We start from the raw sequence: 23,897 nt of genomic DNA, 5'->3' as shown, positions 1-23,897 counted from the left end.
CCTTCGTCGCCGTGCGCACCGCGTGGTCGGTGCGGTTCGGCCGGAGGCCCGTTCCGTGCGGTCAGATCAGGGTCTGCGGCCGTACCGCGTGCAGGAGGTCCACGAGGTGTTCGTGGGTGGCGGCCGACTCCCGGTGACGGGCGGCCAGTTGCCGGTAGAGCGACTCCATCCGGCTGCGCAGCTCGCGCTCCGGCGCGGTCAGGTGTCTCAGCCGGCGGGCGTCGAGCCGGCCGCCCGCGGGCCCGGACCCGTCGTTGAGGTGGTGCAGCGCGTCCAGTTTCCATTCGTGCAGCTCGGTACGGAGTCGCAGCGCCTCCTCCTCGGACAGGCTCGGCTCGCCCGCGCCCGGTCCGCGGCCCACCAGGCCGGGCAGTTCGGCCAGCGCCGCGTCGACCTCGGCGGGCGCGGCGAGCGAACCGAGACGGGGGTCCCCCCGGACGGAGTCCGGGGGAGGATCGACGTCCCCGGGCAGCCGGGCCGCGCGGATGCGCACGGAGGCGATCCGGGCGACGGTGTGGTCCAGGGTGCCGGGCCCCACCCGGCCCAGCACGTCGAGGGCCGCCCGCCGGTCGCCCGCGCGCAGCGCGAGCCTGGCCAGGCCCAGGGCGGCGCCGCCGTGCGCGGGATTGCGGGCGAACACCGCCTCGTACAACTCCTTGGCGGTGGGCCCGGACCCGGCGTCGCCGAGCCGCTCCCCGCAGTAGGCGAGGGCCAGCTTGGGCGCGTACTCGCCGGGGAGTTCGAGATGGACCTGCGTGAAGTGGTTCCTGGCCTCGGCGACCTGCTGCTGGTTGCCGTCGAGGCCGGCGCTGCGCAGCGCGAGCAGGGCGCGGTGCCACTCCAGCCGCCACCGGCGCACGGCCGACGGCCCGGGGACGGAGTCGGCGGTGTCCAGCTCCGCCTGGGCCAGTTCGAGGTCCTCGCCGGTGTTCCGGCCCAGCAGGACACGCACGTTGTGCAGGCAGATCTCCACCGAGCGCGGCTTCTCGTCCTCCTGGTCGAGGAGTTGTCCGGGGTCGTAGCCGCTGCTCACCTCGAACCGCGCGGTCTGCGGGTCGCCCGGATACCGCCTCGGTACGGGCAGACAGCCGGCGATCTCGGTGGGGGTGGGGGCGCCCAGGTCGAGGGCCGGGGCCAGCGGCGGCTCGTACCGGTCGCGGCGGGGCCGGTCCAGCCAGTGCCCGATGTCCGGCACCGTGCCGAGCCGGGCGCCGAGCAGCTGCGGGGACGGCCGGAAGTAGTCGGAGGGCTCGGGCGGATCGCTCTTGCCGCGCAGGGCACGGATCTCCCGCAGCGCGCCGCGCAGTTGGCCGGCCATCTCGCGCGCGTCGGCGAACCGCCGCCCGGGGTCGTCCCGGACGGCGCGTTCGACGACCCGGCGGAAGGAGTCGGCGCCGAGGCCGGGCACCTCGTCGACGGCCCAGCCGGCCAGCTCCCGCAGGGTGACACCGACGGTGTGCAGGTCGTGGGCGACCGTGGGCAGGCCCGAGAACGCGGTCTCGGGTGCCATGTACTCGGTGGTGACATGGGCGGGCGGCTCGCTCTGCCCCTCCTCGCGCATGCCGCCGAGGTCGATGACCTTGACGCCGTCCCCGTGGTGCACGACGTTCGAGGGCTTCATGTCGCCGTAGACGAAGACCCGTTCGCCGCCGGCGTGCAGATGGACGAGGGCCTCCAGGATCTGGCAGCCGTACGCCGCGACATGCTCGATGTCGAGGACCGACGCCCCCCGCCGGGTCTCCTCGACGACCTTCGCGAGGGTGCCGTCGCCGACGTCGTCCATGACGATGTAGCCGCCGGTGATCTCACCGGTGCCGTCGCCGCGGGCGACGAAGTCGCGGATCTGGACGATACGGGGGTGGCGGATGGCGACGAGGTTGCGGCGCTCGACGTCGGCCAGCCGGGCGCCGTCGCGCTCGTACCGGTTGAGCAGCCCCTTGACGGCGACCACGTCCCCGAGATGGGTGTCCTCGGCGAGGTAGACCCAGCCCTGGCCGCCGTGCGCGATGGGGCCCATGATCTTGTACTGGTCGCGCAGCAGCTCGCCCTCGGTGAGTTCGGGCTCGTACGAGTAGCGCTCCCCGCAGGCCGGACAGTACCCCTTGGGGGGCACCGGCCCCTCGACGAAGGGCGCGGCGAAGGTGATGCCGCAGTCGGCGGCCGAGCAACCCATGCGGATGCGCAGCGGTGCCCCGGGATGGATGAGGCGGTCCTGGGCGGGGCGGGGCACCCTCTCGGGGAGCGCGAGGAGGTCGTGCGGGCCGAGGTCCCGGGGGTCCGCGGGCAGGGACGGCAGCCCCGGATGGTGCTCGGCGCGACCGCATCGGTCGCACCAGCCGGTGGGCAGTACGGAACCGTCGCACGGGGCTCCGCCGAAGCGCCGGTGCGGGCAGGCGGTCAAGCTCCCGCCGTGCCCCTGCCCCTGCCCCTGCCCGGCCGGCCCGGTCACCGGCGCTCCTGGCGGCCCAGGTCGGCGCGCAGGGTCCGGATCAGGTCGCGCAGTGCGCCGAGTTGGTGCTGCGGGTCCGCTACGGCGCCGACGAGACGGCGCTCGGCCCGGCGCAGGTCGGCCGTCTCGGTGACGGAACCGAGGGAGGCGCTGCCGACGACGCCACGGCGGACCGCGTTGCCGAACTCCGCGCGCACCAGCCTGCCGATCAGCGCGTCCGAGTGGCCCAGCAGTCCGGGCCGCAGCAGTTCGTCGCGCGCCGCCGTCCAGCCCGTGCCGCCCTCGTGACGGAAGACGAGCAGCAGCCGGAACCCCAACTCTCTTAACCGGATGAGGAGTTCGATCAGCGGTCCCGGCCGGGGTTCCTCGTCGAGGCCGTCGACGACGACCGTCACGGGCCGTGCGGGCCGTACCGGCGTGAGGTCGGCCGCCTGCGCGGGCCGCCGCCCGGTGCCGAGCAGCCAGTCCCAGTACGCCAGGTACTCGCCCACCGGGAAGGAGCCCTTGACCAGGGCGTGGTCGGCGAGGTGCGGTCTGCTGTCGCCGCCGCGGTGGACGACGTCGGCGCGGTGCAGCAGATGGCGCAGCGAGCGGTCCTTGCCGCTGCCCGGGGGCACCACGGTGATCTTCACCGGGTCCTCGTCCTCGTCCGGGTCGTCGAACCACCGGGTCAACCGCTCCTCGAAACCGTGGTCCCAGGCGTCCGGACTACTCAACTCTTTGATGACCGGGGAGAGTTCGGCGATGCGGTCGACGGGCACCAGATACGAGAAGGCGAGCCGGTTGTCCTCCGGCAGCAGCTCGCCCAGGTCACCGCGCCAGCTGACGACGAGACCGACCACCCGGGTGGGACGCCCGTCCCGCGGCCGGGTGCACACGGCGGCGCCGCTGAACCCGGCGCGCACCACCTCCGCCCTGGTGACGGCGTCCAGTTGCACCCGCTCGCCGCTGGCGCCGCCGATGCGGCCCCACAGGCTCATACCGTCGTCGAAGCCCTCCGCGTACCCGGTCGCGTACACCTCCGTGCCGGCCCTGAGCCGGGGTTCCAGCGGGGCGGGGCGGGCCTGCGGGCGCGGGCTGTCCAGTCGTAACACGGCGACGTCCTCGCCGTGTTCGCCCTCGCGCAGCCAGCCGCCGGGCATGACCCGCGCGGCGACCGGTTCGAGCGCGCCGTTCTCGGCGAACTCCAGCCATATGACGGCGTCCGGGTGCCGCACCACATGTGCGCAGGTCAGTGCCGTGTGCTGGTCGACGAGTACCCCGGCCCCGCAGATGGGGCCGTGCGCGTCCTCGCGTCGCAGCCTGAGTCTCCAGTCCGCACGCAATTCCCCCATGCTGTCTCACACTACGCGCGAGGCATGGTGCGCCCCTAGACTTGTGACCGGGTTTGGTCGGTCAATCAACGGAATCCGGCGGTGTGTTGACATGGGGGATCCGGAACCGATCGGTCTCGCGGAGGCCATCGGCACGGTGCGTGCGGAACTGGCCAGAGCCCAGGCCGAAGGCGCCCAGAGCGACTGGCGGTTCAGCGTGGAGCAGGTCAGCCTGGAGTTCTCGGTGCAGTTCCACCGGGCCGGCGAGGCCGGGGCGGGACTGCGGCTGGGCGTGGTCGAGGCCCGGCTGGGCGGCTCGGTGAGCCACGACTCCACGCACCGCATCCAGGTCGACCTCAAGCCCCTGCCCCGCCCCGACGGCCGCCACCACGAGGTGAGCCGCGAGGACGACGGCCCGCTGGCGCGGGGCTAGGAGAACACGCCGAGGTCACCGCCGCGGTGCCGTCAGTACGGTGAGGAGCCCTCGGCCAGGTGCCCCGGTCCCCGGTCAGGCGTGCAGGCTCGTGCCGTCGATCGCCACGCGGCGGCCCTCCCGGGTGTGCGGGAAGTAGTCCCACACGGCGTGGTGCTGGACGCTGCGGTTGTCCCAGAACACCAGGGTGCGCTCCTGCCAGCGGACCCGGCAGTGCAGCAGCGGCGTCCGGGCCATGTGCGCGTACAGCATCGCCAGCAGGGCGTCGCTCTCGGCGCGCGACAGCTGCGTGATGTGCGAGGTGTAGGGGGCGTTGACGAACAGAAGCTTGCGGCCGTTCTCCGGATGGCGGACCACGACCGGCTGTTCGGTGCGCGGCACGTCGTACTCGGGCGGCGGGGTCAGCCCGGCGTCCGTCCACGGCTTCGCGCCGTCGTGGAGGGCGGTCAGGCCGTCCAGGAAGCCGCGCAGGGCGGGTGAGAGCAGCTCGTAGGCGAGGTGCATGTTGGCGAACAGGGTGTCGCCGCCGCTGCCGCCCTCCGGGATCGTGGTGATGTACAGCATGGAGCCGAGGGAGGGCTCGGCGTCGGCGGTGCCGTCGGAGTGCCAGCCGTTGCCGGCGACGGCCCTGGAGTCTTTGTCCGCCTTGATCTCCAGGATGTGCGGGTCGGATCCCTCGGCCGGGAGGGCCACGGGGTGCAGTTCGCCGAAGACGCCCGCGAACCGCTTGTGTTCCTCGGGGGTCAGGTCCTGGTCGCGGAAGACCAGGACGTGATGGGTGTGGAACGCGTGCTTGAGCTCCTTCTCCTGCTGGGGCGTCAGCTCACGGGAGAGGTCGAGGCCGGTGACCTCGGCGCCCAGCACCGGGGTGATGGGGGCGACGGAGAGGGTGTCGTAGGGCTCGGCGGGGCGGGTGGTGAGCCGCTCGACGGCGCGCAGTGCGTAGTCCTCCATGAGGGACCTCCTTGGCATACGACGGGACGGGCGAACTTACGGATGCTGCACGGGCGTTCCCCTCCTCTCCTCCTCAGATCCGTCCGGCGGGCTGGGGCGGGGTGGGGGACGGGGTTCCGGGGAGGGCGTCGGACGGGGTTTTGGTGCGGGCGTCGGAGGGGGTTTTGGTGCGGGGCGCGGACGGGGTGCCGGGGAGGGCGTCCAACGGGGTCTCGGTACGGGCCGCGGGCGAGGTTTCGGTGTGGGTGGTGGCCGGGGCCTGGGCGTGGGCGTCGGACGGGTTCTCGGTGCGGGTCGCGGGCGGGGTTCCGGGGAGGACGTCGGGCGGGGCCTCGGTGTGGGTGGCGGTGGTTTCCCCGGCGGGCGGTTCTGCGAGAGCGGACGCGATCTTCCGGACCTGGGGCTCGGCGACGATCTCGTAGTGGTCGGCGTCGACGTGGTGCAGCCGGTACGGCGAGGGCAGATGGGCGTCCCAGGCACCGGGGGCGGTCGGTTCGGGCGCGAGCGTGGCCTCCTCCACAGGGCGCGTCGCGAGCCATACGGCGGTGGGCGTCCGGCGCAGCCGCGGCAGCCGGTGCCCGGCCATGGCCGCGAGGTTGGCCCGGCAGCAGCGCGCGAGCCGCTCGGCGTAGGCACGGCCGGGGTCGGTGCGGGAGCCGGTGGTGTTCCCGCCTTGTTCTGTTTGTTCCATCTCTTCCGTGAGGCGGGAGGTGTGCCGGTTGGGGCCGACGCCGCTCAACTCGCGGGCGAAGACGGCCCGGATCTGCTCCTCGTCGTAACCGGCGAGGCGCTGCCCGGCCCCGGGCGGGGGCGGGTCGAGGAGATGGAGTGCGGTCACCGGCCGTCCCTCCGCCTCCGCGAGCGCGGCCATCGACAGCGCCGTCCACGCCCCGAACGACCAGCCGGCGAGCCGCAGTCGCCGTTCGGGTTCCGGGAACACCCGGCGTACGGCGGCGAGGTAGTGCCCGGCGCGCTCGTCGATCGAGCGGTGCGGCAGCCCGGGGTCGCGCAGGCCCGGGTCGGCGATCAGACAGACGGTGAGGTCGTCGGGCAGGGCCGACACCAGCGGCCGGTAGGCCTGGACGTCCCCACCGACCGGATGCACCAGGCACAGCACGTCCGCCCCGGCACCGCGCTGCCACACCTCGACGTCCACAGGGCCGTACGGGACGGCCGTCGTGCCGCCCGGGGCATCCACCTCGCCGTACGTGCGGGCGCCGCCGACGTGGCCGAGGATCTCCGTCAGGGTCACCCGGTGGCTCAGCCGGGAGAGTTCGATGTCCGTGCCGTGACGGCGTTTGATCTCGTCGAGGAGTTCCAGCAGCGTCAGCGAGTCCGCGCCCAGGTCGTACAGCGGGGCCTCGGGGTCGACGGTGTCCACGCCGAGGAGGGCCCGGAGCAGCTCGCCGATCTCCGCGCCGGGGTCGCCCTGCCCCTGTACGCGGGCCGGGAGTTCCTCGCCGGCGCCCGGTTCGTAGAAGGCGCGCGCGGCCGTCAGGTCCGTGGTGCTGACCATCAGGTACGGCAGTTGGAGCCGCAGCGCCCGTTCGAAGACGGCCGTGCCCTCCTCGGGGGTGAGCGCCACGGTGAGGTGTTCCCGGTGCCGGGCGTCCGCACCGTCCGCGTGGTCCTGGGCCATGCCGACCCCCCGCCACGCGTCCCAGCCGACGCTCATCCGGACGGTGCCGTCGCCGCCGGGCCCGGCGTGGTGGGCGTAGGCGTCGAGGCAGGCGTTCGCGGCCGCGTAGTCGAACTGGCCGACCCCGCCGAATCCCGCCGCCATCGAGGAGCAGTACAGGACGTGGTCGGGGGCGTGCTCGGCGACGAGCAGCTCGACGAGCAGGGCGCCGCGCAGCTTCGCCGCCGTGGTGCGGCGGGCGGCGGCCGGTTCGCGCCGGGCCAGCAGCCCGCCCGCGGCGGTGCCGACGGCGTGCACGATGCCGGCGAGACCGTCGAGCAGCGGGGCCAGCCGGTCCGCGACCGCGGTCGGCTCCTCGGCCGCCAGGTCGGCCGTGACCAGGGTGACGCGCCCGCCGAACGCCCGTAGCGCGGCGGGCACTTCGGTGCTACGGGCGACCAGGACGACCCGGTTGCCGGGGTGCCGGAGAAGGCTCGCGGCCAGCGTGCCGCCGATGCCGCCCGTGCCGCCGAGGATCAGATGGGTGCCGGGCGGGGTGGCGGGCCGCGGTGCCTCGCCGGCGGGGACCGGCAGGGTGGCGCGGTGCCACCAGAAGCCGTCGCGCAGCGCCGTCGCCCGGTCGGCGGTCGTGGCGGTGGCGGCGGTCGTGTCGTCGAGGAGCAGGTCGGGGAGGTGGGCGGCCCAGGCGGCCGGGTGCGGGCCGGGCAGGTCGGCCCAGCGCAGGGTGACGCCCAGTTCCTGCCGGGGGACTTCGAGGGCCGCGGTGAGCAGACCGGCCTCGGGGGTGTCGACGGTCCCGGTGACCGGCTGCGCCCGCTGGGACAGCAGCCAGGTGCGGGGGCGGTCCGGCTCCGGGCGGTCGGCGAGGGCCAGGGCGAGGGCGGCGACCGTGTCGAGGCAGGCCCATTCCGCTGTCTCCAGCGCGGACACGGTGGGGCTGCCGTCGAGGGTGAGCGGGAGCGCGTGCAGCCAGTCGACGGGCGGCTCGCCCGCACCGGTCAGACGGTCGAGCAGGGCGGTGAGTTGCCCGGGGTCGGCGGCATCGGCCTCGTAGCGGTCGTCGCCGAGACGGGTCAGGCCCTGTCCGGCGCGTACGGTCACCACCCGGGCGTAGTGGCGTTCCAGGAACCGCCAGCTCTCGCCGTCCTGCCCGGGGCCGATGACGACCACGGCGGTACGGCGGGACACCGCGGCGCCGGTGCGGGCGCGGCGCGTCCGCGTCCACAGGGGCTGGTGCAGCCACTGCGCGGCAGGCAGCCGGGAGATGCCGGGCCGCTCCTCGGGGACGCGGGGAAAGTCGTACGCGGCCGAGTCGAAGGCGGGCGGCGGGAAGTCCCAGGGCGCGGGCGCCGGGCCGTCCGGCCATACGACGGTACGGCCGGCCGCCCATGCCTCGGCGAGGGCACGCGGATCACGGGCCGCGACCGCCGGAGCATCGCCTACGACCGCTGGTGCCTGGTCCTGGAGTGCCGGTGCCTCGGCCTTGACCGCCGGTGGCTCGGCCTCGACGGTCGGCGCATCGGCGGCGACCGCCGGTGTCCGGTCTTCGACCACCCATGCCTCGGCCTCGACCGCCGATGTGTCCTGAGCCGGGGATGCCATGACGGTCGGCAGGGCTCGCAGCCACGCGACGGCGGCAGTGGCGTCGGGGCAGGCTGCCGCCGCGCGGTGGGGGAGGGCGGGGCGGCCGGTCTGGAGGTGGCGCAGCACCTGGGGGTAGGTCTCGGGCCGGGCCGACAGGTAGTCGGCGATACGGCGCGCGTCCGCGCGCACCGCGGCCTCGGAGGCGCCGGACAGCACCAGGCACGGCAGCGGCTCCACCGGGACCCGGTCCGGTACCGGGGCCGGTTGCTCCACCAGTACGTGCGCGTTGGTGCCGCCGATGCCGAAGCTGCTCACCCCGGCCACCCTGGTCCGCCCGTCAGGCCAGGGCTCGGCGGCGACCGGGATCCGGAACGGGCCGTCGTCGATCTCCGGGTTGAGCCGGTCGAAGTCGGCCGTCGGCGGAACGACCCCGTGGTGCACGGCGAGCACCGCCCGCACCAGACCGACGACACCCGCCGCCGCACCCAGGTGCCCGATCTGGCTCTTCACCGACGACAACGCCACCCGCGCGTCCGCCGTCAGCCCGTACGCCTGCCGCAGCGCGGCCGCCTCGACCGGGTCCCCGAGCCGGGTGCCGGTGCCGTGCGCCTCGACGTACCCGACGTCGGCGCCCGTACGACCGCTCCGGTCCAGGGCCGCGCGGATCGCACCCCGCTGCCCGGGCAGGGACGGGGCGCTGTAACCGAGCTTGCCGGAACCGTCGTTGTTGAGCCCCGAGCCGGTGACCACGGCGTACACGGTGTCGCCGTCCCGGCGGGCCGCGGCCAGCGGCTTGAGGACGACCACGCCCGTGCCGCTCGCGCCCACGGTGCCCTCGGCGTCCGCGCTGAAGGGTCGGCAGTGCCCGTCGGGGGAGAAGATGTGCTGCGGCCGGTAGGTGTAGCCGTCGGTCAGCTCGGTGTCGACGAGGACCCCGCCGACGAGCATCACGTCCGCGTCGCCCTGCCGCAGCATCCCGGCGGCGATGTGCACCCCGGCCAGCGAGCTGGAGCAGGCGGACTGGAGGGTGAACGCCGGTCCGGTGAGCCCGAGATGGTAGGCGGCCTTGGTGGCCAGGAAGTCCTTCTCGTGGTGCAGGGCGAGCCGGAAGGCGTCGGGCAGCAGGTCCGGGTCGCCGTCGCGGAGCATGCGCTGGAAGTAGGTGTTCTCGCCGCAGGAGGCGACCAGCCCGACCCGCAGCCGCGCAGGGTCGCCGATTCCGGCGTGGGCGAGGGCTTCGGCGCAGTTCATCAGCAGGTGGCGCTGCTGGGGGTCCATCAGCCGGGCCTCGTGCGGGCTGATCGTGAACCGGCCCGGGTCGAAGTCGAGCAGCCCCGCCGGCTGACTGCGGGCGCCGACCCGGCCGTCGGCCGTGGTGAAGTGCTCGATGCCGCGCCGGCCGGAGACGACCAGGTCCCAGAACGCGGCCAGATCGGGCGCGCCCGGCAGCCGCACGGCCATACCGACGACGGCGACGAGTCCGTCGGCCCGCCGCTCCTCCGGCAGGGGCGGCAGGGGCGGCAGGGCCGGTGTGGCGCGGGCGGTGCCGTCGTTCGTCACCAGCCGGGCCAGGGCGCGCAGCGTGACGTGCTCGAACAAGTCCGGTACGGAGAAGGGGAGATCGCCCTCGCCCGCGCATCTGAGCTGGAAGCGCATCAGGTCCAGGCTGGTGGCCCCGGCGTCGAAGAACCGCTCGTCCACGGCGACGCTCCGCCCGGTCGCCGCCCGGAACAGATCGGTCAGCCGCCGTTCGAGCGACGACACCCCGGCGTCCACCCGGCCACCCGGCCCGGTCTCCCGCCCCGGCCGCAGCTCCCGCCCCGGTGCCGTGAGTGCCGCCCGGCGGTCCAGCTTGCCGCTGGGGGTGCGTGGCAGGTCCGTCACGAGGCGGAAGCGGGCGACACGGACGTAGGCGGGCAGCAGCCGCGCCAGCCGCCGGGTCAGGTCCGCCGGGTCGGGATCCTCCCCCCGGCACTGGAGAACGGCGACCAGCCGGTCGTCCAGCACCCCCGCGACCGCGCTGACCACCCCCGGGCACCCGAGCAACGCGGCCTCGACCTGGCCCAGTTCCAGACGGTGTCCGCCGAGCTTGACCTGCCCGTCGTCGCGTCCCGCGTAGTGCAGCAGCCCCCGCTCGTCGAAGCGGGCACGGTCCCCGGTGCGGTAGAGAACCCCCAGCCCGGGATCGTCGGCGAACCGGTCCCGGTGCACGGCGGGGTCGCCGAGGTAGCAACGGCCCGCCATACGACCGCCGATGAGTAGATCGCCCGTCACCCCCGGCGGGACGGGCAGACCGCCCTCGTCGACCACCCGCAGGACGGCTCCCGCCACCGGGCGCCCGATCGCCGGACGCTCCGGCCAGGCCGCCGGGTCGCCTTCGAGGCACAGACCGCTGACGACATGGGTCTCGGTCGGACCGTAGTGGTTGAACAGCCGGGCGCCGTCCGGCAGCCCCGCGAACCAGCGCCGGATCGCGTCCGTGCACACCAACTGCTCGCCTGCCGTGACGACATCGCGCAGCCGGGACGGGAACACCCCGGTGCGCACCCCGTGTTCGGCGAGCAGCTGCAGCGCCACGTACGGCAGGAAGATCCGCTCCGCGCCACCGGTCTCCAACTGCCGGAGCAGTGTGGGCATGTCCTGCCGCCAGGCCGGTCTCACCAGGCGCAGTTCGCCGCCGGAGCACAGGGTGGTCAGGATCTCCTGGAAGGAGACGTCGAAGGAGAGCATGGAGAACTGCTGGGTGACGGCGGGCCGTTCCAGGCCTCCCTCGGCACGCTGCCAGCCGAGCAGGTTGCACAGGGTCCGGTCGGGGACCTGGACGCCCTTGGGGGTGCCGGTGGAGCCCGAGGTGAACAGCGTGTAGAGCGGCCGGAGTCCGCGGTGCCGGTACGGCACCGGCGGGGCGGTGGGTGCGGCGGCGAGGGTGACGACGTGCCGGGGCAGGTCCGGCGGCGCGATCGCGGCCAGGACGTCGAGGTCGTGGGCCCCGGCCAGCACGCACAGCGGGGCCGCGTGCTCCAGCACATGGCGCAGCAGGGCCGGCGGGTAGGCGGGGTCGAGGGGGACGACGGTCAGGTTGAGCCGGGCCGCCGCGAGCAGGGCCACGACGTGCTCGACCGACGGCTTGAGGTGGAGGGCCACGGACGCCGGGGCGGCGGGATCCTCGGGCACTCTCATGAGGGACGCCAACTCATTGGCCTGGGCGTCGAGTTCGGCGTAGGTGAGGGTGGTCCCGCCGAGGGTGACGGCGGGTGCGTCCGGAGTACGGGCCACCTGGCGGGCGAAGCCCTCGGCGACCGTGGTGAAGTCCGGTTCCAGGGCGGTGCCGTGCACGGTCGCCGACTCGCGGTGGGCGGCGACGAGTTCGCGCAGGGAACCGCGACCCTCGCCGTCACCCTCGTCGTCACCTTCGCCGTCACCGCCTCCGTCGTCCGTCAGCCGGTCCAGCGCCCGCCGGAACAACAGGGCCGCGGCTTCCGCGCGTTCGGCGCCGAAGTCGTCGCGGTACTCCCAGAGGCAGTCGAAGCCGGACTCGTGCTCCACCACCGACAGCGTCAGGGCGCACTTGGCCCCCGTGGCCTCGGGCCACCGGGGTTCGACCGCGCAGCCCGGCAGGCGCAGCGCGGAGAACTCGGTGTTCTCCAGGACGAACAAGTAGTCGAAGAGGGGTGTGCGCCCGCGGAACGCCGGATCGGCGAGGACATCGGCGAGAAGGACCTCCTGCCCCTCCAGCACCCGGCGCACGGTCTCGGCGTGCGCCGTCAGATGGGCGCGCAGGGAGTCGTCGGGCCGTACGGCGAGGTCGAGGAGCACGGTGTTCGCGAACATGCCGACGCTGTCGGCGAACTCGGGACGCGGCCGGTTCGCCACGGGGGCCGCGACCAGGGGCCGGGCCTGCCCGGTCACGCCGTACAGACAGACGCCGAACGCCGACACCAGCAACTGGAACCTGGTCAGGCCCAGTTCCGCGGCGCGCCGGTCCAGCGCGGTACGGCGGACCCGGTCGAGGGAGGTGCGCAGCAGCCTCGCCCGCGGCCGGGCCGAGGACGAGGGCGTGGTCTCGGGCTCGGTCTCGGTCACGGGGATCGGCAGGGCGGGTGACGGTTCCACCCCGTCGGCGTAGTGGTCGCGCAGCCGGGTGCGGTGGCGTTCGTAGTCAGGCGTCGCGCGCCAGTCGCGCTGCCAGCGGGCGAGGTCGAGCGGACCGGTGACCGGGGCCGGACGCCCGGTGTCGCCCGCGTAGGCGTCGGTGAGGTCGCGGAAGAGGAGGTTGAGCGACCAGCCGTCCACGGCCGCGTGGTGCAGATGCAGAAGCAGCAGACCGCCGTCGGCCCGCTCCGCCCAGGCGGCCCGCAGCATCCGGGGCTCGGTCAGGTCGAAACGGTGGGCGAAGAAGCGGTCGGCCGTCTCCTGCCAGGGTTCCCCCTCGCGGGGGTCGAGCGACTGCCAGGGATCGTACGGTGCCTCGGTCCGCTGGAGCAGGCCGTCCGGGGCGGGGACCAGTCGGGTGCGCAGGGCGGGGTGCCGTTCCACCAGCGAGCGCAGCGCCCGGCGCAGCGCCCGCGGGTCGACGGTGCCCCGGACCCGGAAGACGAGCGGGACGTCGTAGGAGCGGTCGTCGGGGTCGCGCCGGTGCAGCAGCCAGAGGCGTTCCTGTTCGCTGGTGGCCGGCGCGGTCGTGACGTCCGGCGCGGGCGGCACGGGCGGACGGCAGTCGGCCGGGGCGGTGCGGACGGCGTCCGCGAGAGCGGCGAAGTCCGCCCGCAGCACGAGATCCTGGGGGAGGTCGACGCCGTACCGCTCCAGGATCTCGAAGCGGAACCGCAGCGCCTTGAGCGAGTCCCCGCCGTTCGGGATCCAGCGGTCGTCGGGGCGCAGTACGCCGACGCCGAGGATCTCCGCCGCGAGATCGAGGACCGGTCGCTGCCCGGTGCCGACGGGAACGGCGTCCTCGCGGTTGCCCCGCCACGGCGTACCCGCGTCGCGCAGCAGTGCGGCCCGGTCGACCTTGCCGTTGGCGGTCAGCGGGAGTTCCGCGACGAGGTGGGTGTGGTGGGGGCGCATGTACGACGGCAGCGTGGCGGCGAGATGACGTTCGTAGTCGGCGAAGGAGAGACCGCCGCTGCCGATGACCAGGAAGGCCAGCAGTTCGTTGCGGTCGGCCGTGTCGCGCCGGGTGCAGACATGGGCGTGGCGGACGGCGGGGAGGGCCAGGATCTGCTGTTCCACCTCGCCGGGTTCGATACGGAAACCGCGCACCTTGACCTGCCGGTCGGCGCGTCCGACGTAGAGCACACGTCCGTCGGCGTCCCGGCGTACCAGGTCACCGGTCCGGTACCAGCGCTGCGGGGGGCCGCTCTCGTCGTCCAGCCGGACGAAACAACGCTCGGTCAGTTCCGGCAGGTTGCGGTAGCCGCGCGCCAACGCCGGGCCGGAGAGCAGGAGTTCGGCCACCTCGTCGTCCTCCGCCGAGCGCCCGTCCGGGGTGCGCAGCAGCAGTCCGGTACCCGGCAGCGCGGTACCGATCGGGACCGAGTCGCCGTCGAAGTCCCGCGGGATCGGATGGCACAGGGCGAACGTCGTCGCCTCCGTCGGCCCGTACACGTTGTGGAGGACGGTGGCGGAGCCCGGGTTGGCGTCGTACCAGGCGCGTATCGCGCGCGGGTCGAGCCGCTCGCCGCCGACGAGGACCTGGGCGGTGCCGGCGAAGCAGCCGGGGACCTTGTCCACGACCGCGTTGAAGAGCGCCACCGTGATGAACAGGGTGTCGACGCGGCGTTCGCGCAGCACGGCCGCCAACCGGTGCGGGCTGTGCACCTGCGCGTCGTCCAGTACGACGCAGGTCCCGCCGGTGAGCAGCGGGACCCAGACCTCGAAACTCAGCGCGTCGAAGGCCGGGTTGGACAGGCAGGCGAAGCGGGCGCCGGGCCGCGGGTCGAGCCAGCCGGGCCGGGCCAGCCGCAGTATGCCCGCGTCGGTGACCTCGACGCCCTTGGGACGGCCGGTGCTGCCGGAGGTGTAGAAGACGAACGCCGTGGTGTCGTCGCCGGCCGGTGCCGTGACCGACGAGGGTGTCGCGGCCGGGTCGAGGAGCAGGTCGGCGTCGATTCCGTGGGCATGCTCGGTCGTACCGTCATGGACGACCGCGACGGCGCCGGAGTCGTCGAGGATGTGGCGCTGCCGGTCCGGCGGGCTGAGCCGGTCGAGCGGGACGACGGTGGCTCCGGCGCGGCGGATGCCGAGCATCACGCACACGAGTCGCCAGGAGCGGGGCAGGCAGACGGCGACGGACTGCCCGGCGCCCACGCCCCGTTCGCGCAGCCGTGCGGCCACCCGGCCGCTGAGCAGGTCGAGTTCCGCGTAGTCGAGGAGACGGGTGCCGTCCTCGACGGCGACGGCGGAGGGCGTCCGGCGGGCCTGGGCGAGTACGGCCCCGGCCAGGGTCGAGGGTGCGGTGCGGTCGGTCATCGCGCCTCTCCCGCCGGTACGGCAACGGGACGCACCCCGCGTGCCGACTGGCCTTCGTGATGGGCGAGTTCGGCGGCGAGCAGCGCGACGACCCGGGCGGTCTCGGCGCCCTCCAGGATCTCCCAGTGGTCGCATTCCATCGTCTCGACCCGGAACTCGCCCTGTGCGCGCCGCTGCCAGAAGGCGCGCACCTCGGCGTGGAAGGGGGTGTCGGTGCCGTCCGGTACGGCCTGGGCGAGGATCAGCCGGGCCGGGGAGGCGGCCGGGACATGCTCGCGCGCGGTGAGCCGGTTGTGGTTGTAGATCCGGAAGTAGCGGTCCACCTGGGCGTCGTCGATGCCGGGGTACATCCCGTTGAACCTCACGAGTTTGTCGCGGAACTCGTCCGCGTCGACGGCGGTGATCGCCGCGCGGGCCTCGGCGTCGTCGGTCGCCTGGGTGTCGAGGAGGACCACGCTCACGTCGCCCCGTCCGGCGGCGCCGAGGAGGCGTCCCATCGCGTGCGCGACGAGTCCGCCGTAGGAGAGACCGGTCAGGACGAGCGGGCCCTCGCCGAGCGGTTCGAGGAGGCGCAGATACGCCTCGGCCATCGCCTCCACGGTGGGCAGCATGTCCTCTCCCGGGTTCACGCCGGGCGACTGGATGCCGTACAGGCCGGTGTGTTCGGGGAGTCGGGCGGCGAGGGGCAGATAGCAGAAGGCGGTGCCGCCGGCCGGGTGGACGCAGACGACCCGGGGGCCGGTGCCCCGGCGGAACTCCACGAGGCTGCCCGGGGCGCGGTCCGTGTCGTCCTCGCGCAGCAGCGCGGCCAGCGCCTCGATCGTCGGCCGCACCATCACCTCGGCGACCGGCAGCCGGCGGCCGAAGGTCTCACCGACCTCGTGGGCCATCTTGATGGCGGACAGTGAAGTGCCGCCGATGTCGAAGAAGTTGTCGCCGACGCCGATCGCGGGGTGGAGCAGGATGCGCTGCCAGATCCGGTACACGGCGTGCTCGACGTGGTCGCGCGGGCTGGCCGTGTTGACCTGGCCGGACGTCTGCTCGTGGACCAGCCCCAGCAGGGCGGCGCGGTCGAGTTTGCCGTTGCGGCCCAGCGGCAGGGTCTCCAGGTCGAGGACGACGGCCGGGACCATGTAGTCCGGCAGCCGGCGGGCCAGTGCCGTGCGCCAGTCGGCGCTCGTGCGCGCCGCGGCGCCGCCCCGGCCGACGGCGGCCACCAGCCGTGGCCGGCCCGCCCGGTCGTGGTCGGCGAGGACGACGGCCTCGCGGACGCCGGGCAGCCGTGTCAACGCCGCCTCTATCTCGCCGGGTTCGATACGGAAGCCGCGCAGCTTCACCTGGTCGTCGGCGCGCCCCGCGTAGTGGATCTGGCCGTCGTCGCCCCAGCGGGCGAGGTCGCCGGTGCGGTAGACGCGGGCGCCGGGCACGAACGGGTCCGGCAGGAAGCGCTCCTCGGTGAGGTCGGGGCGGCCCAGGTAGCCGCGGGCGAGGGCCGCCCCGCCGAGGTGGATTTCCCCGACGACACCGGGTGGTACGGGCTGCATCCGGGCGTCGAGGACGTAGCAGCGGGTGCCGGGCAGCGGGCGGCCGATGGGGCACGGGCGGTCCAGCGGGCGCGGGTCGTAGTGGGCGGTGCTGTAGAGGGTCGCCTCGGTGGGGCCGTAGCCGAAGCAGACGCGCAGGCCGGGCAGTTGCTCCGTCATCCGGTGCAGCGCGGCCTCGGTCAGGGACTCCACGCCGGTGAGCAGCTTGCGCAGCGCAAGGCCGCGCAACCGTTCTGCGGGGCTCTCGTCGACCCACTTGACGTAGGCGGGCGGCAGGAACGCCTGGACGATCTCCCGCTCGCGCAGCCACGCGAACAGCGCCTCCGGGTCGCCGCGCAGTTCCTCGGGGACGATGTGCAGCACACCGCCCGTGGTGAGGGGCAGCAGGAGTTCGTGGACCGAGGCGTCGAAGCCGATGCTGGACCAGGCCGAGCCCGCCTCGCCGGGCGCGGTGCCCATCCGGTCGTGCCAGGCCGCGAAGAGGTTGAGGACGCTGCGGTGCTCGACGGCGACGCCCTTGGGCCGCCCGGTGGACCCGGAGGTGAAGATCACGTAGGCCAACTGGTCCGGGGTGCGCGTGATCCCGGCCGGCGGCCGGTCCCAGGTCGTCCCCCGGCCCGCCGCCTCGACCGCTGCCGCGGCCTCAACCTTGGCTTCGGCCTCGACCGTGTCGATGCCGAGCCAGTCCCGCGGCCGGTCCTCGTCGGTGTGGTCGCTGAGCACCACGGGGCACCCGGCGTCCTCGACCATGCCGGTGAGGCGTTCCCGGGGCTGTCCGGGGTCGAGCGGGAGGTAGGCGGCACCCGCCTTGAGGATCCCGAGGACGCCGACGGCCAGATCACAGGTGCGGCGTGCGTGGAGCCCGACGACGTCACCCGGGCGCACGGCACGGGCGACGAGAGCGTGCGCGAGCCGGTTGGCGCGCCGGTCGAGCGTCTCGTAGTCGAGCGCGTGGTCGCGGTCGGCGACGGCGGTGGCGGTGGGGTGCGCACGGGCCCGGGCCTCGAAGAGCTCCGCGAGCCCGGAGGCCGCACGCAGCGCGCTCGCCGTGACGTCGGAGGGGGCGAGGTTTACGGGCCGTTCCCGCGCCGCGTCCTCCGGCCGTTCCCGCGTGGCGTCACCGGCGCCGATGAGCGCCAACCGCTCGCGTGGGTCCATCAGTTCCAGGGTGTCGACCGTACGGTGCGGGCGCCGGGCCATGTCGGTGAGGAGATGCCGGAGGTGTCCGGCCCAGCGTTCGGCGGTGGCGGTGTCCACCAGCGCGGTCGCGTGGTCGAGGTGCCCGGTGACCCGTCCCTCCGACTCGGCCGCCGACAGGGCGAGGTCGAACTTGGCCGGGGCGTGGGCGATCGGCACCGGCGTGGTCTCGACACCGGGCAGCTTCAGCAGGTCGTGCCGGTCCGGGACCCAGGCCACCATGGTCTGGAACAGCGGGGTGTGGGCCGCGCTGCGCGGCGGGTTCACCACCTCGACGATGCGCTCGAACGGCAGGTCCTGGTGGGCCAGGGCGGCACGGACCACGGCCCGGGTGCGGGCCAGGGCCTCCGCCGCGGTCGGGGAACCGGACAGGTCGACGCGCAGCGGCAGTGAGTTGACGAGGAACCCGATCAGCCCAGCGGTCCCGGGGCCGCGCCGGCCCGCGACCGGGCTGCCGACAACGATGTCCTGCTGCCCCGACAGCCGGGACAGCAGGATCGCCCAGCCCGTCAGCACGGCGACGAACAGGGTGGCCCCGTGTTCCCGGGCCAGGCCGCGCAGGGCCGCCGTGACATCCGCGTCCAGCTCGAACCCGACGCGTCCGCCGTCGTAACCCTGCTCCGCCGGCCGCGGTCCCGCCAGGGGCAGTTCGAGCATGGCCGGGGCGTCGGCCAACACGCCCTTCCAGTAAGCCTCTTGCGCCTCCAGGGCACCGCCCAGCACGGACTCCCGCTGGGCGTCCGCGTAGTCCGCGTACTGAAGCCGCAGCTCCGGCAGCCCGTCCGGCACGCCCGCCGACAACGCCTCGTACAGCAGCCCCACTTCGCGCATCATCACGTTCATCGACGCGCCGTCGTAGATGCTGTGATGGAACGTCAGCAGCAGCACATGGCGTGCGGTGCCGAGGGCGAGCAGCCGGCCGTGCCACAACGGACCGGCCGCCAGGTCGAACTCCCGCTCTGCCTCCTCCTGTTGTGCGACGGCCACGCGCGTGCCGGGGTCGGCGGTGGCGGTGAGGTCCTCGACGTCCAGGGGGTGGCCCGAGCCCGGCGGGTCGATGTGCTGGTGCACCCCGCCCGCCTCTGCCACCAGCCTGGTCCGCAGGGTTTCGTGCCGGTCGGTCAGGGCGTCGAGGGCGGCGGCCAGGGTGCCGCGGTCAAGCGGGCCGTCGAGGAGGAAGGCGAGGGTCTCGTTGTAGGCGGTGTTCCCGCCCGGAAGCTGGGCCAGGAACCACAGCCGCTGCTGGGCGAAGGACGCCGGCCTGACGTGGTGGGCCGGATCCGCGGGGGCGGGGTCGGGAGTGTTCTGCACCGGCAAGGCCTGGCCTTCCTGTCGGGGGACGGGACCGGGGACGGAACAGAGGCACGGCGAATGACGGCATCGCGCGAAGTGCCGTATGAGGCCGTGAGGGAAGAGAGGGAGGGGAGGAGGAGGGGGGAATCGTCGATCGGCGGGTGGGGGGAAATCGACTGGGGATGCGCGTGGTGCGGCCGGGAGCTCCGTTATGTCGGCCGTGCGGAGTTTCTCAGGAGGCTCCGTGATCTCCTTGTGATCCTCAGTCACGCATTGGGGACATGTCAACTCTTGACATTCCAGGGGGAGTTCACGTAGCTGTGGGCCCGTTCTTCAGCGCCTGTACGAGTTCCCCGGTCGTGGTGATGCTGTGGGCGAAGGTGGGCCCGTTCAGTTCATGGGCCGCGTGCATCATCTCGGGCCGGAAGGCGGCGGTGGCGTCCCGGACGAGGGTGACGTGGTAGCCGAGTTCCATGGCGAAGCGGCCGGTGGACTCGATGCAGGTGTTGGCCAGCAGACCGATGAGCACGACATGGGTGACGCCGTGCTGCTTGAGCCGGAAGTCCAGATCGGTGTTGGCGAAGCCGCTCTGCGCCCAGTGCTCCTTGACGACCACATCGGTGCCCGCGGGCCGGAAGTCGGGATGGAACTCGCCGCCCCAGGTGCCGAACGCGAAGGTGTGGCTCTGTCCGATCCGCCGCTGGGTGGGGTTGGGGTGGTCCCAGTCCTCGTAGTCGCCCTCCCGCCAGCGGCGGTGCGGGACGAAGAAGACGCGGACGCCGTTCTCGCGTCCGGCGGCGACGACGGCACGCAGATGGTCCAGCAGCCCGACCTCGCCGGCGATGCGGCTGACCGCGGGCCAGACCTTGCCGCCCTCGGAGAGGAAGTCGTTGTACGGGTCGACCAGCAGGATCGCCGTACGCGCGGGGTCGTAGACGTCAGTCATCGCAGCCCTCGGTCTCCCTCACGCCCGCTCCCGGGCAGGGCGCCGGTCCGCGGCTTTCCCCGGCGCCGTACGGGGGAGGCCGGCGCGACGCGCGGCACTTCTCCGTCCCACCTTGCCACCCGCGCCCGCACCTCGCCCGTCCAGCCGGTGCGGGCCGCCGCGGGGAGCTCCGGCACGCCGCCTGAACAGGCACGCGGCAGGCGTTCAGCGGCTGTCCGGACCGGCGGTGCGAAGGTCGTGGGGCGTGATCGTTCCCTCGCGATCGCCCTGTCGTACGACCGCACAAGGAGCCCCCCACTGTGCAGCAGCCGGATTCCCTCACCGACCACCACGTCGCGAGCACGACGACATCGGTGATGAAGAAACTGCCCGAGGTCACCCTCGCCTTCTGGATCATGAAGATCGCCGCGACCACCCTCGGCGAGACCGCCGGAGACCTCTTCTCCCAGACCCTGAAGCTGGGCTACTTCCTCACCACGGTCGCCCTGTTCCTGGTCTTCGTGGTGACGCTGGTCGTCCAGCTCCGCTCCAGCCGCTACAACCCGTTCTTCTACTGGACGGTCATCCTGTCGACCAGCATGGCCGGCACGACCATGTCCGACTTCATGAACCGCGACGCCAGCGCCAAGTACCTCTCCAGCGGCGCCACTTCACTGGGCTGGGGACCGCAGGGCCTCGGCCTCGGCTACCCGACCGGCGCCGCGATCCTCATCTCGATCCTCCTGGTGATCTTCGCGGTCTGGCGGCTGAGCGGGATGACCTTCCAGATCCGCGACATCGTCACCTTCCGCGGCGAGGCCCTGTTCTGGTCGGCGATCCTCGTCTCCAACACCCTCGGCACCTCCATGGGCGACTTCCTCTCCGACAGCTCCGGGCTCGGCTACGCCGGCGGCGCGCTGCTGGTGACCGGGCTGCTCGCCGTCCTCGTCGCCCTGATGAAGGTGCCGGCGGTGCCGAACGTCCTGCTGTTCTGGATCGCGTTCGTCCTCACCCGCCCGCTCGGTGCCACCGCGGGCGACTTCCTGACCAAGCCGGTCGCCAAGGGCGGCCTGGACCTCGGCACCGTCGGCTCCTCGGCCGTCCTGCTGGCCGTCCTGTTCGGCCTGATGGCCTACGCGCAGGTCCGCGAGCGCAAGGACAACGGCGCGCAGCGGGCGTGAGCGGTCACCCGGCAGGCAGGTCGGCCAGGAACCGCGCTCCGCGGGCGTGCCCGGGATCGTGGGTCACGTCGCCGCCGACCGCGCGGGCCAGGCGTCGCGCGAGCGGCAGTCCGAGGCCCGCGCCGTCGTGACCGTCGTCGGTGTCGGCCCGGCGGCCGGGCTGGAAGAGCTCGCCGACGAACGCCTCCGGTACACCGGGACCGTCGTCGGTGACGTCGATCCGCACGCCGCCCGGCCGCCGCCGCGCGGAGACGGTCACGGTGGAGCGGGCGTACCGGACCGCGTTGGCCAGCAGCGGACTGACGATGCGTTCGAGGAGCGCGGGTGTGACGCCCGCCTCCAGCGCCGGATCCGTGACGTCCACGACGGCCGTCACCCGGTCCTGCGGGCCGAGGTTCTCGACCAGCCGTTGCAGTACCGGGACGACATGGGCGGCGCCGGGGGGCGTGGTGGCGGTTCGCGCGTCGTCGCGGGCGTCGTCGAGCAGGGTGTCGCAGATCGTCCGCATCGACTGGGCGGCCTCGGCGATCACCTCGTGGGTCGCGCGGGTCTCGGCGGCGGAGCGCGGCCGGGCCCGCCACCAGTCGAGCTCGATGACGATCCGGGTGAGCGGGGTGCGCAGCTCGTGCGACAGCTCCCCGGTCAGCTGCCGCTCGTGCCGCAGCACGGTACGGATGCGGTCCAGCAGCGCGTCCAGCGAGGCACCCAGCCGGGCGAGTTCGGCCGGCTGGTGCTCGGCGCCGAAGCGCTCGTCGGAGCCCACGGCGCTCCACTCGGTGGCCTGGTCGGTCATGGTGCGCACGGGGCGCAGCGCCCGCCCGACGGCCAGCCGGGTCAGCGCGTAGGTGCACGCGAGCATGACGGCGTCCAGGATCAGGGAACCGAGCAGCAGGGTGTCCGCCGAGCTGCGGTACGGGCCGAGATCCAGGGCCGTGACGACGGTGGCGGTGCTGCGGCGGCCGGTGACGGGGTGGGCGCACAGGCGGACGAAGCGGGGGCTGCCGGCCTCGACGGTCGTACAGACGTCGTGCCCCCGCGCGGCGAGCCGGGTGACGGCCCGGGGCAGGGCGCCGGTGCCGGTGGCCGCGGGCGGCTTCTCCAGCAGCCGGGTGCCGGTGTAGATCCACACGTTCGCGTCGAGGAGGCTGTCGTTGACGGTCTCCAGGATCCGCGCCCGGGGACCGCTGGTGTCGACGGTCGTGGCGACGGCGGCCGCGCGGTTGCGGAGTTCGTCGTCCGCCTGGTGCTGCAGATGCCGGTCCATCACGGTGTTGAACGCCACGGTCAGCACCGTGATCAGAAGTGCCGCCGTGGTCAGCGCCACGAGCGAGAGCCGGCCGCGCAGGGTACGGGGCGCCAGGCGCCCCAGCAGGCTCCTCATGACAGCCGGTGGCCGATCCCGCGCGCCGTGCGCAGGATCAGGCCGCTGCCCGCCTCGCGCAGCTTGCGGCGCAGCCGGCTCAGATACTGGTCCAGCGTGTTGTCGCTGACCTGGGCGCCGTCCGGCCAGGCGGCCCTGACCAGCTCGCGGCGGCTTACGATGCCGCCGCCCGCCGCCACGAGCGTGGCCAGCAGCCGGAACTCGGTCGGGGACAGGCCGACGTGGACGGCACCGACACTCACCTGGTAGAGGGTCGCGTCCAGGACCAGGTCGCCGGTCGTGGCCACGGCCGACGGGGCCGCGCGCTTGAGCGTGGCCCGCAGCCGGGCGACGAGTTCGGCGAGATGGAACGGCTTGGGGAGGTAGTCGTCGGCCCCGGCGGAGAACCCGGACAGCCGGTCGGTGAGGTGGTGGCGTGCGGTCAGGAAGACGATCGGGGCCCCGAAGCCGTTGGCGCGCATCGCCTGGCACACGTCCCGGCCGTCCGCGTCCGGCAGCCCGACGTCCAGGACGACCGCGGCGATGCCGTCGTCGGCCAGCCGCAGCGCGGTGGCGCCGTCGGCGGCGGGCACCGGCTCGAAGCCCTCGTCGGCGAGGCCGCGGCGCAGCACGTCACGCAGGGCGTGATCGTCCTCGACGACGAGGATCTTGTGGCGCATGGTTCTCCGTCGGATCTGGGGTCGTACGGGCCGTGCCTGAGCAGGTGCCTGAGCTGGACGGGCCCCGGTCGGGCGCCGGGATCACCCGTCGCCGCGCTCGGGACCTGCGGTCCGCCGGCTCCGCAGCACCTCGGCGAGCACGGGGAGCAGCGACACGACCACGATCAGTGCGACCATCGGCAGCAGGTAACGGTCGACATTGGGGATCGAGGAGCCCAGAGCGTACCCCGCGAGGGTGAGGCCCACGCTCCAGACGAGTCCGCCGACGGTCTGCCACACCGTGAAGGTCCGCACCGGTACCTCCAGCGCGCCCGCCATCGGATTGAGCACCGTCCGCACCACGGGCACGAAACGGGCCAGTACGACGGCTTTCGCGTGCCCGTACCGCTCCAGGAACTCCTCGGCGCGCTTCACGCCCTCGTGCAGGCGCTGCGAGCGGGAGCGGGACAGCAGCGCCGTGCCCGCCTTGCGGCCGAGCAGATAGCCGCACTGCGCCCCGGCCAGCGCACCCACCGCGGCCGACACGAGCAGGGGGCCCAGCGACAGGTGCACGCTTCCCTGGGCCGTGCCCGTGCACAGCAGGCCCGCCGTGAACAGCAGGGAGTCGCCCGGCAGGAAGAACCCGACCAGCAGCCCGGTCTCGACGAACATCACCACACCGACGCCCAGCACGCCGAAGGTCGCCAGCAGCGAGTGGGCGTCGAGTACGTTCACGGCCAGCTGCGACGCAGCGGCGATCGGTGTCGTCATGGGCGGGGGACCTCTCCTGGGGAAGACCTGGACCGGGGGAGACCCGGTCGCAGTCGCTGAATGACTACAGACATGTAGACGTCATCGGGAACTGTAGTCGATGGCGCTGTGCCCGAGCCATGCA

General features: G+C 73.7%; 11 protein-coding genes. 2 read left to right on the top strand and 9 right to left on the bottom strand.

Annotation, left to right across the window (positions count from 1 at the left end):
• Positions 1 to 61 precede the first annotated feature (61 nt).
• Together AB0D85_RS37110 and AB0D85_RS37105 are read right to left on the bottom strand one after the other, a co-directional pair.
• On the bottom strand, positions 62 to 2,173 hold the full coding sequence (locus AB0D85_RS37110) for a tetratricopeptide repeat protein (RefSeq protein WP_362330487.1): 2,112 nt from the start codon (positions 2,171 to 2,173) through the stop codon (positions 62 to 64).
• Between the two features lie 272 nt (positions 2,174 to 2,445).
• The gene (locus tag AB0D85_RS37105) at positions 2,446 to 3,783 is read right to left on the bottom strand and encodes a serine protease (RefSeq protein ID WP_362330262.1); all 1,338 of its coding nucleotides are present in this window, start codon (positions 3,781 to 3,783) and stop codon (positions 2,446 to 2,448) included.
• A gap of 91 nt (positions 3,784 to 3,874) precedes the next feature.
• On the opposite strand from AB0D85_RS37105, the gene AB0D85_RS37100 reads away from it, so the two are divergent.
• The gene (locus AB0D85_RS37100) at positions 3,875 to 4,195 is read left to right on the top strand and encodes a trypco2 family protein (RefSeq protein ID WP_362330259.1); all 321 of its coding nucleotides are present in this window, start codon (positions 3,875 to 3,877) and stop codon (positions 4,193 to 4,195) included.
• 75 nt (positions 4,196 to 4,270) lie between these two features.
• On the opposite strand, the gene AB0D85_RS37095 is transcribed toward AB0D85_RS37100, so the two are convergent.
• The 4 genes from AB0D85_RS37095 to AB0D85_RS37080 form a co-directional block, all read right to left on the bottom strand.
• Complete coding sequence (locus tag AB0D85_RS37095; protein WP_362330256.1) at positions 4,271 to 5,149, bottom strand: TauD/TfdA family dioxygenase; 879 nt, start codon at positions 5,147 to 5,149, stop codon at positions 4,271 to 4,273.
• A 73-nt stretch (positions 5,150 to 5,222) separates the two neighbouring features.
• Positions 5,223 to 14,843, bottom strand: coding sequence for an amino acid adenylation domain-containing protein (locus AB0D85_RS37090; protein WP_362330253.1), 9,621 nt, complete (start codon positions 14,841 to 14,843; stop codon positions 5,223 to 5,225).
• Entirely contained in the window at positions 14,840 to 18,895 is a 4,056-nt protein-coding gene (locus tag AB0D85_RS37085; protein WP_362330484.1) for an amino acid adenylation domain-containing protein, read from the bottom strand. The genes AB0D85_RS37090 and AB0D85_RS37085 overlap by 4 nt, the downstream gene beginning before the upstream one ends.
• A 292-nt stretch (positions 18,896 to 19,187) precedes the next feature.
• Positions 19,188 to 19,823: an isochorismatase family cysteine hydrolase gene (locus tag AB0D85_RS37080; protein WP_362330250.1), complete on the bottom strand. Its 636-nt coding sequence runs from the start codon at positions 19,821 to 19,823 to the stop codon at positions 19,188 to 19,190.
• A gap of 299 nt (positions 19,824 to 20,122) precedes the next feature.
• Here AB0D85_RS37080 and AB0D85_RS37075 point away from each other — a divergent pair, with 299 nt between their 5' ends.
• Positions 20,123 to 20,983, top strand: a complete 861-nt coding sequence (locus tag AB0D85_RS37075) for a hypothetical protein (protein ID WP_362330247.1) — start codon at positions 20,123 to 20,125, stop codon at positions 20,981 to 20,983.
• A gap of 4 nt (positions 20,984 to 20,987) precedes the next feature.
• On the opposite strand, the gene AB0D85_RS37070 is transcribed toward AB0D85_RS37075, so the two are convergent.
• The 3 genes from AB0D85_RS37070 to AB0D85_RS37060 form a co-directional block, all read right to left on the bottom strand.
• Positions 20,988 to 22,364, bottom strand: coding sequence for a HAMP domain-containing sensor histidine kinase (locus tag AB0D85_RS37070; protein WP_362330244.1), 1,377 nt, complete (start codon positions 22,362 to 22,364; stop codon positions 20,988 to 20,990).
• On the bottom strand, positions 22,361 to 23,023 hold the full coding sequence (locus AB0D85_RS37065; RefSeq protein WP_362330241.1) for a response regulator transcription factor: 663 nt from the start codon (positions 23,021 to 23,023) through the stop codon (positions 22,361 to 22,363). The genes AB0D85_RS37070 and AB0D85_RS37065 overlap by 4 nt, the downstream gene beginning before the upstream one ends.
• Positions 23,024 to 23,104: 81 nt before the next feature.
• Positions 23,105 to 23,773: a DedA family protein gene (locus AB0D85_RS37060; protein WP_362330237.1), complete on the bottom strand. Its 669-nt coding sequence runs from the start codon at positions 23,771 to 23,773 to the stop codon at positions 23,105 to 23,107.
• Positions 23,774 to 23,897: the final 124 nt, after the last annotated feature.

Origin of the sequence: Streptomyces sp. NPDC048277, assembly GCF_040652235.1 — a bacterium.
In the GTDB taxonomy this organism is placed as follows: Bacteria; Actinomycetota; Actinomycetes; order Streptomycetales; family Streptomycetaceae; genus Streptomyces.
This window is presented reverse-complemented; position numbering and strand designations above follow the sequence as displayed.

Excerpts from the sequence above, each read along its gene's own strand:
- AB0D85_RS37110 (WP_362330487.1), bottom strand. The coding sequence starts at position 2,173 with ATGGGTTGCTCGGCCGCCGACTGCGGCATCACCTTCGCCGCGCCCTTC.
- AB0D85_RS37105 (WP_362330262.1), bottom strand. The coding sequence starts at position 3,783 with ATGGGGGAATTGCGTGCGGACTGGAGACTCAGGCTGCGACGCGAGGAC.
- AB0D85_RS37100 (WP_362330259.1), top strand. The coding sequence starts at position 3,875 with ATGGGGGATCCGGAACCGATCGGTCTCGCGGAGGCCATCGGCACGGTG.
- AB0D85_RS37095 (WP_362330256.1), bottom strand. The coding sequence starts at position 5,149 with ATGGAGGACTACGCACTGCGCGCCGTCGAGCGGCTCACCACCCGCCCC.
- AB0D85_RS37090 (WP_362330253.1), bottom strand. The coding sequence starts at position 14,843 with ATGACCGACCGCACCGCACCCTCGACCCTGGCCGGGGCCGTACTCGCC.
- AB0D85_RS37080 (WP_362330250.1), bottom strand. The coding sequence starts at position 19,823 with ATGACTGACGTCTACGACCCCGCGCGTACGGCGATCCTGCTGGTCGAC.
- AB0D85_RS37070 (WP_362330244.1), bottom strand. The coding sequence starts at position 22,364 with ATGAGGAGCCTGCTGGGGCGCCTGGCGCCCCGTACCCTGCGCGGCCGG.
- AB0D85_RS37065 (WP_362330241.1), bottom strand. The coding sequence starts at position 23,023 with ATGCGCCACAAGATCCTCGTCGTCGAGGACGATCACGCCCTGCGTGAC.
- AB0D85_RS37060 (WP_362330237.1), bottom strand. The coding sequence starts at position 23,773 with ATGACGACACCGATCGCCGCTGCGTCGCAGCTGGCCGTGAACGTACTC.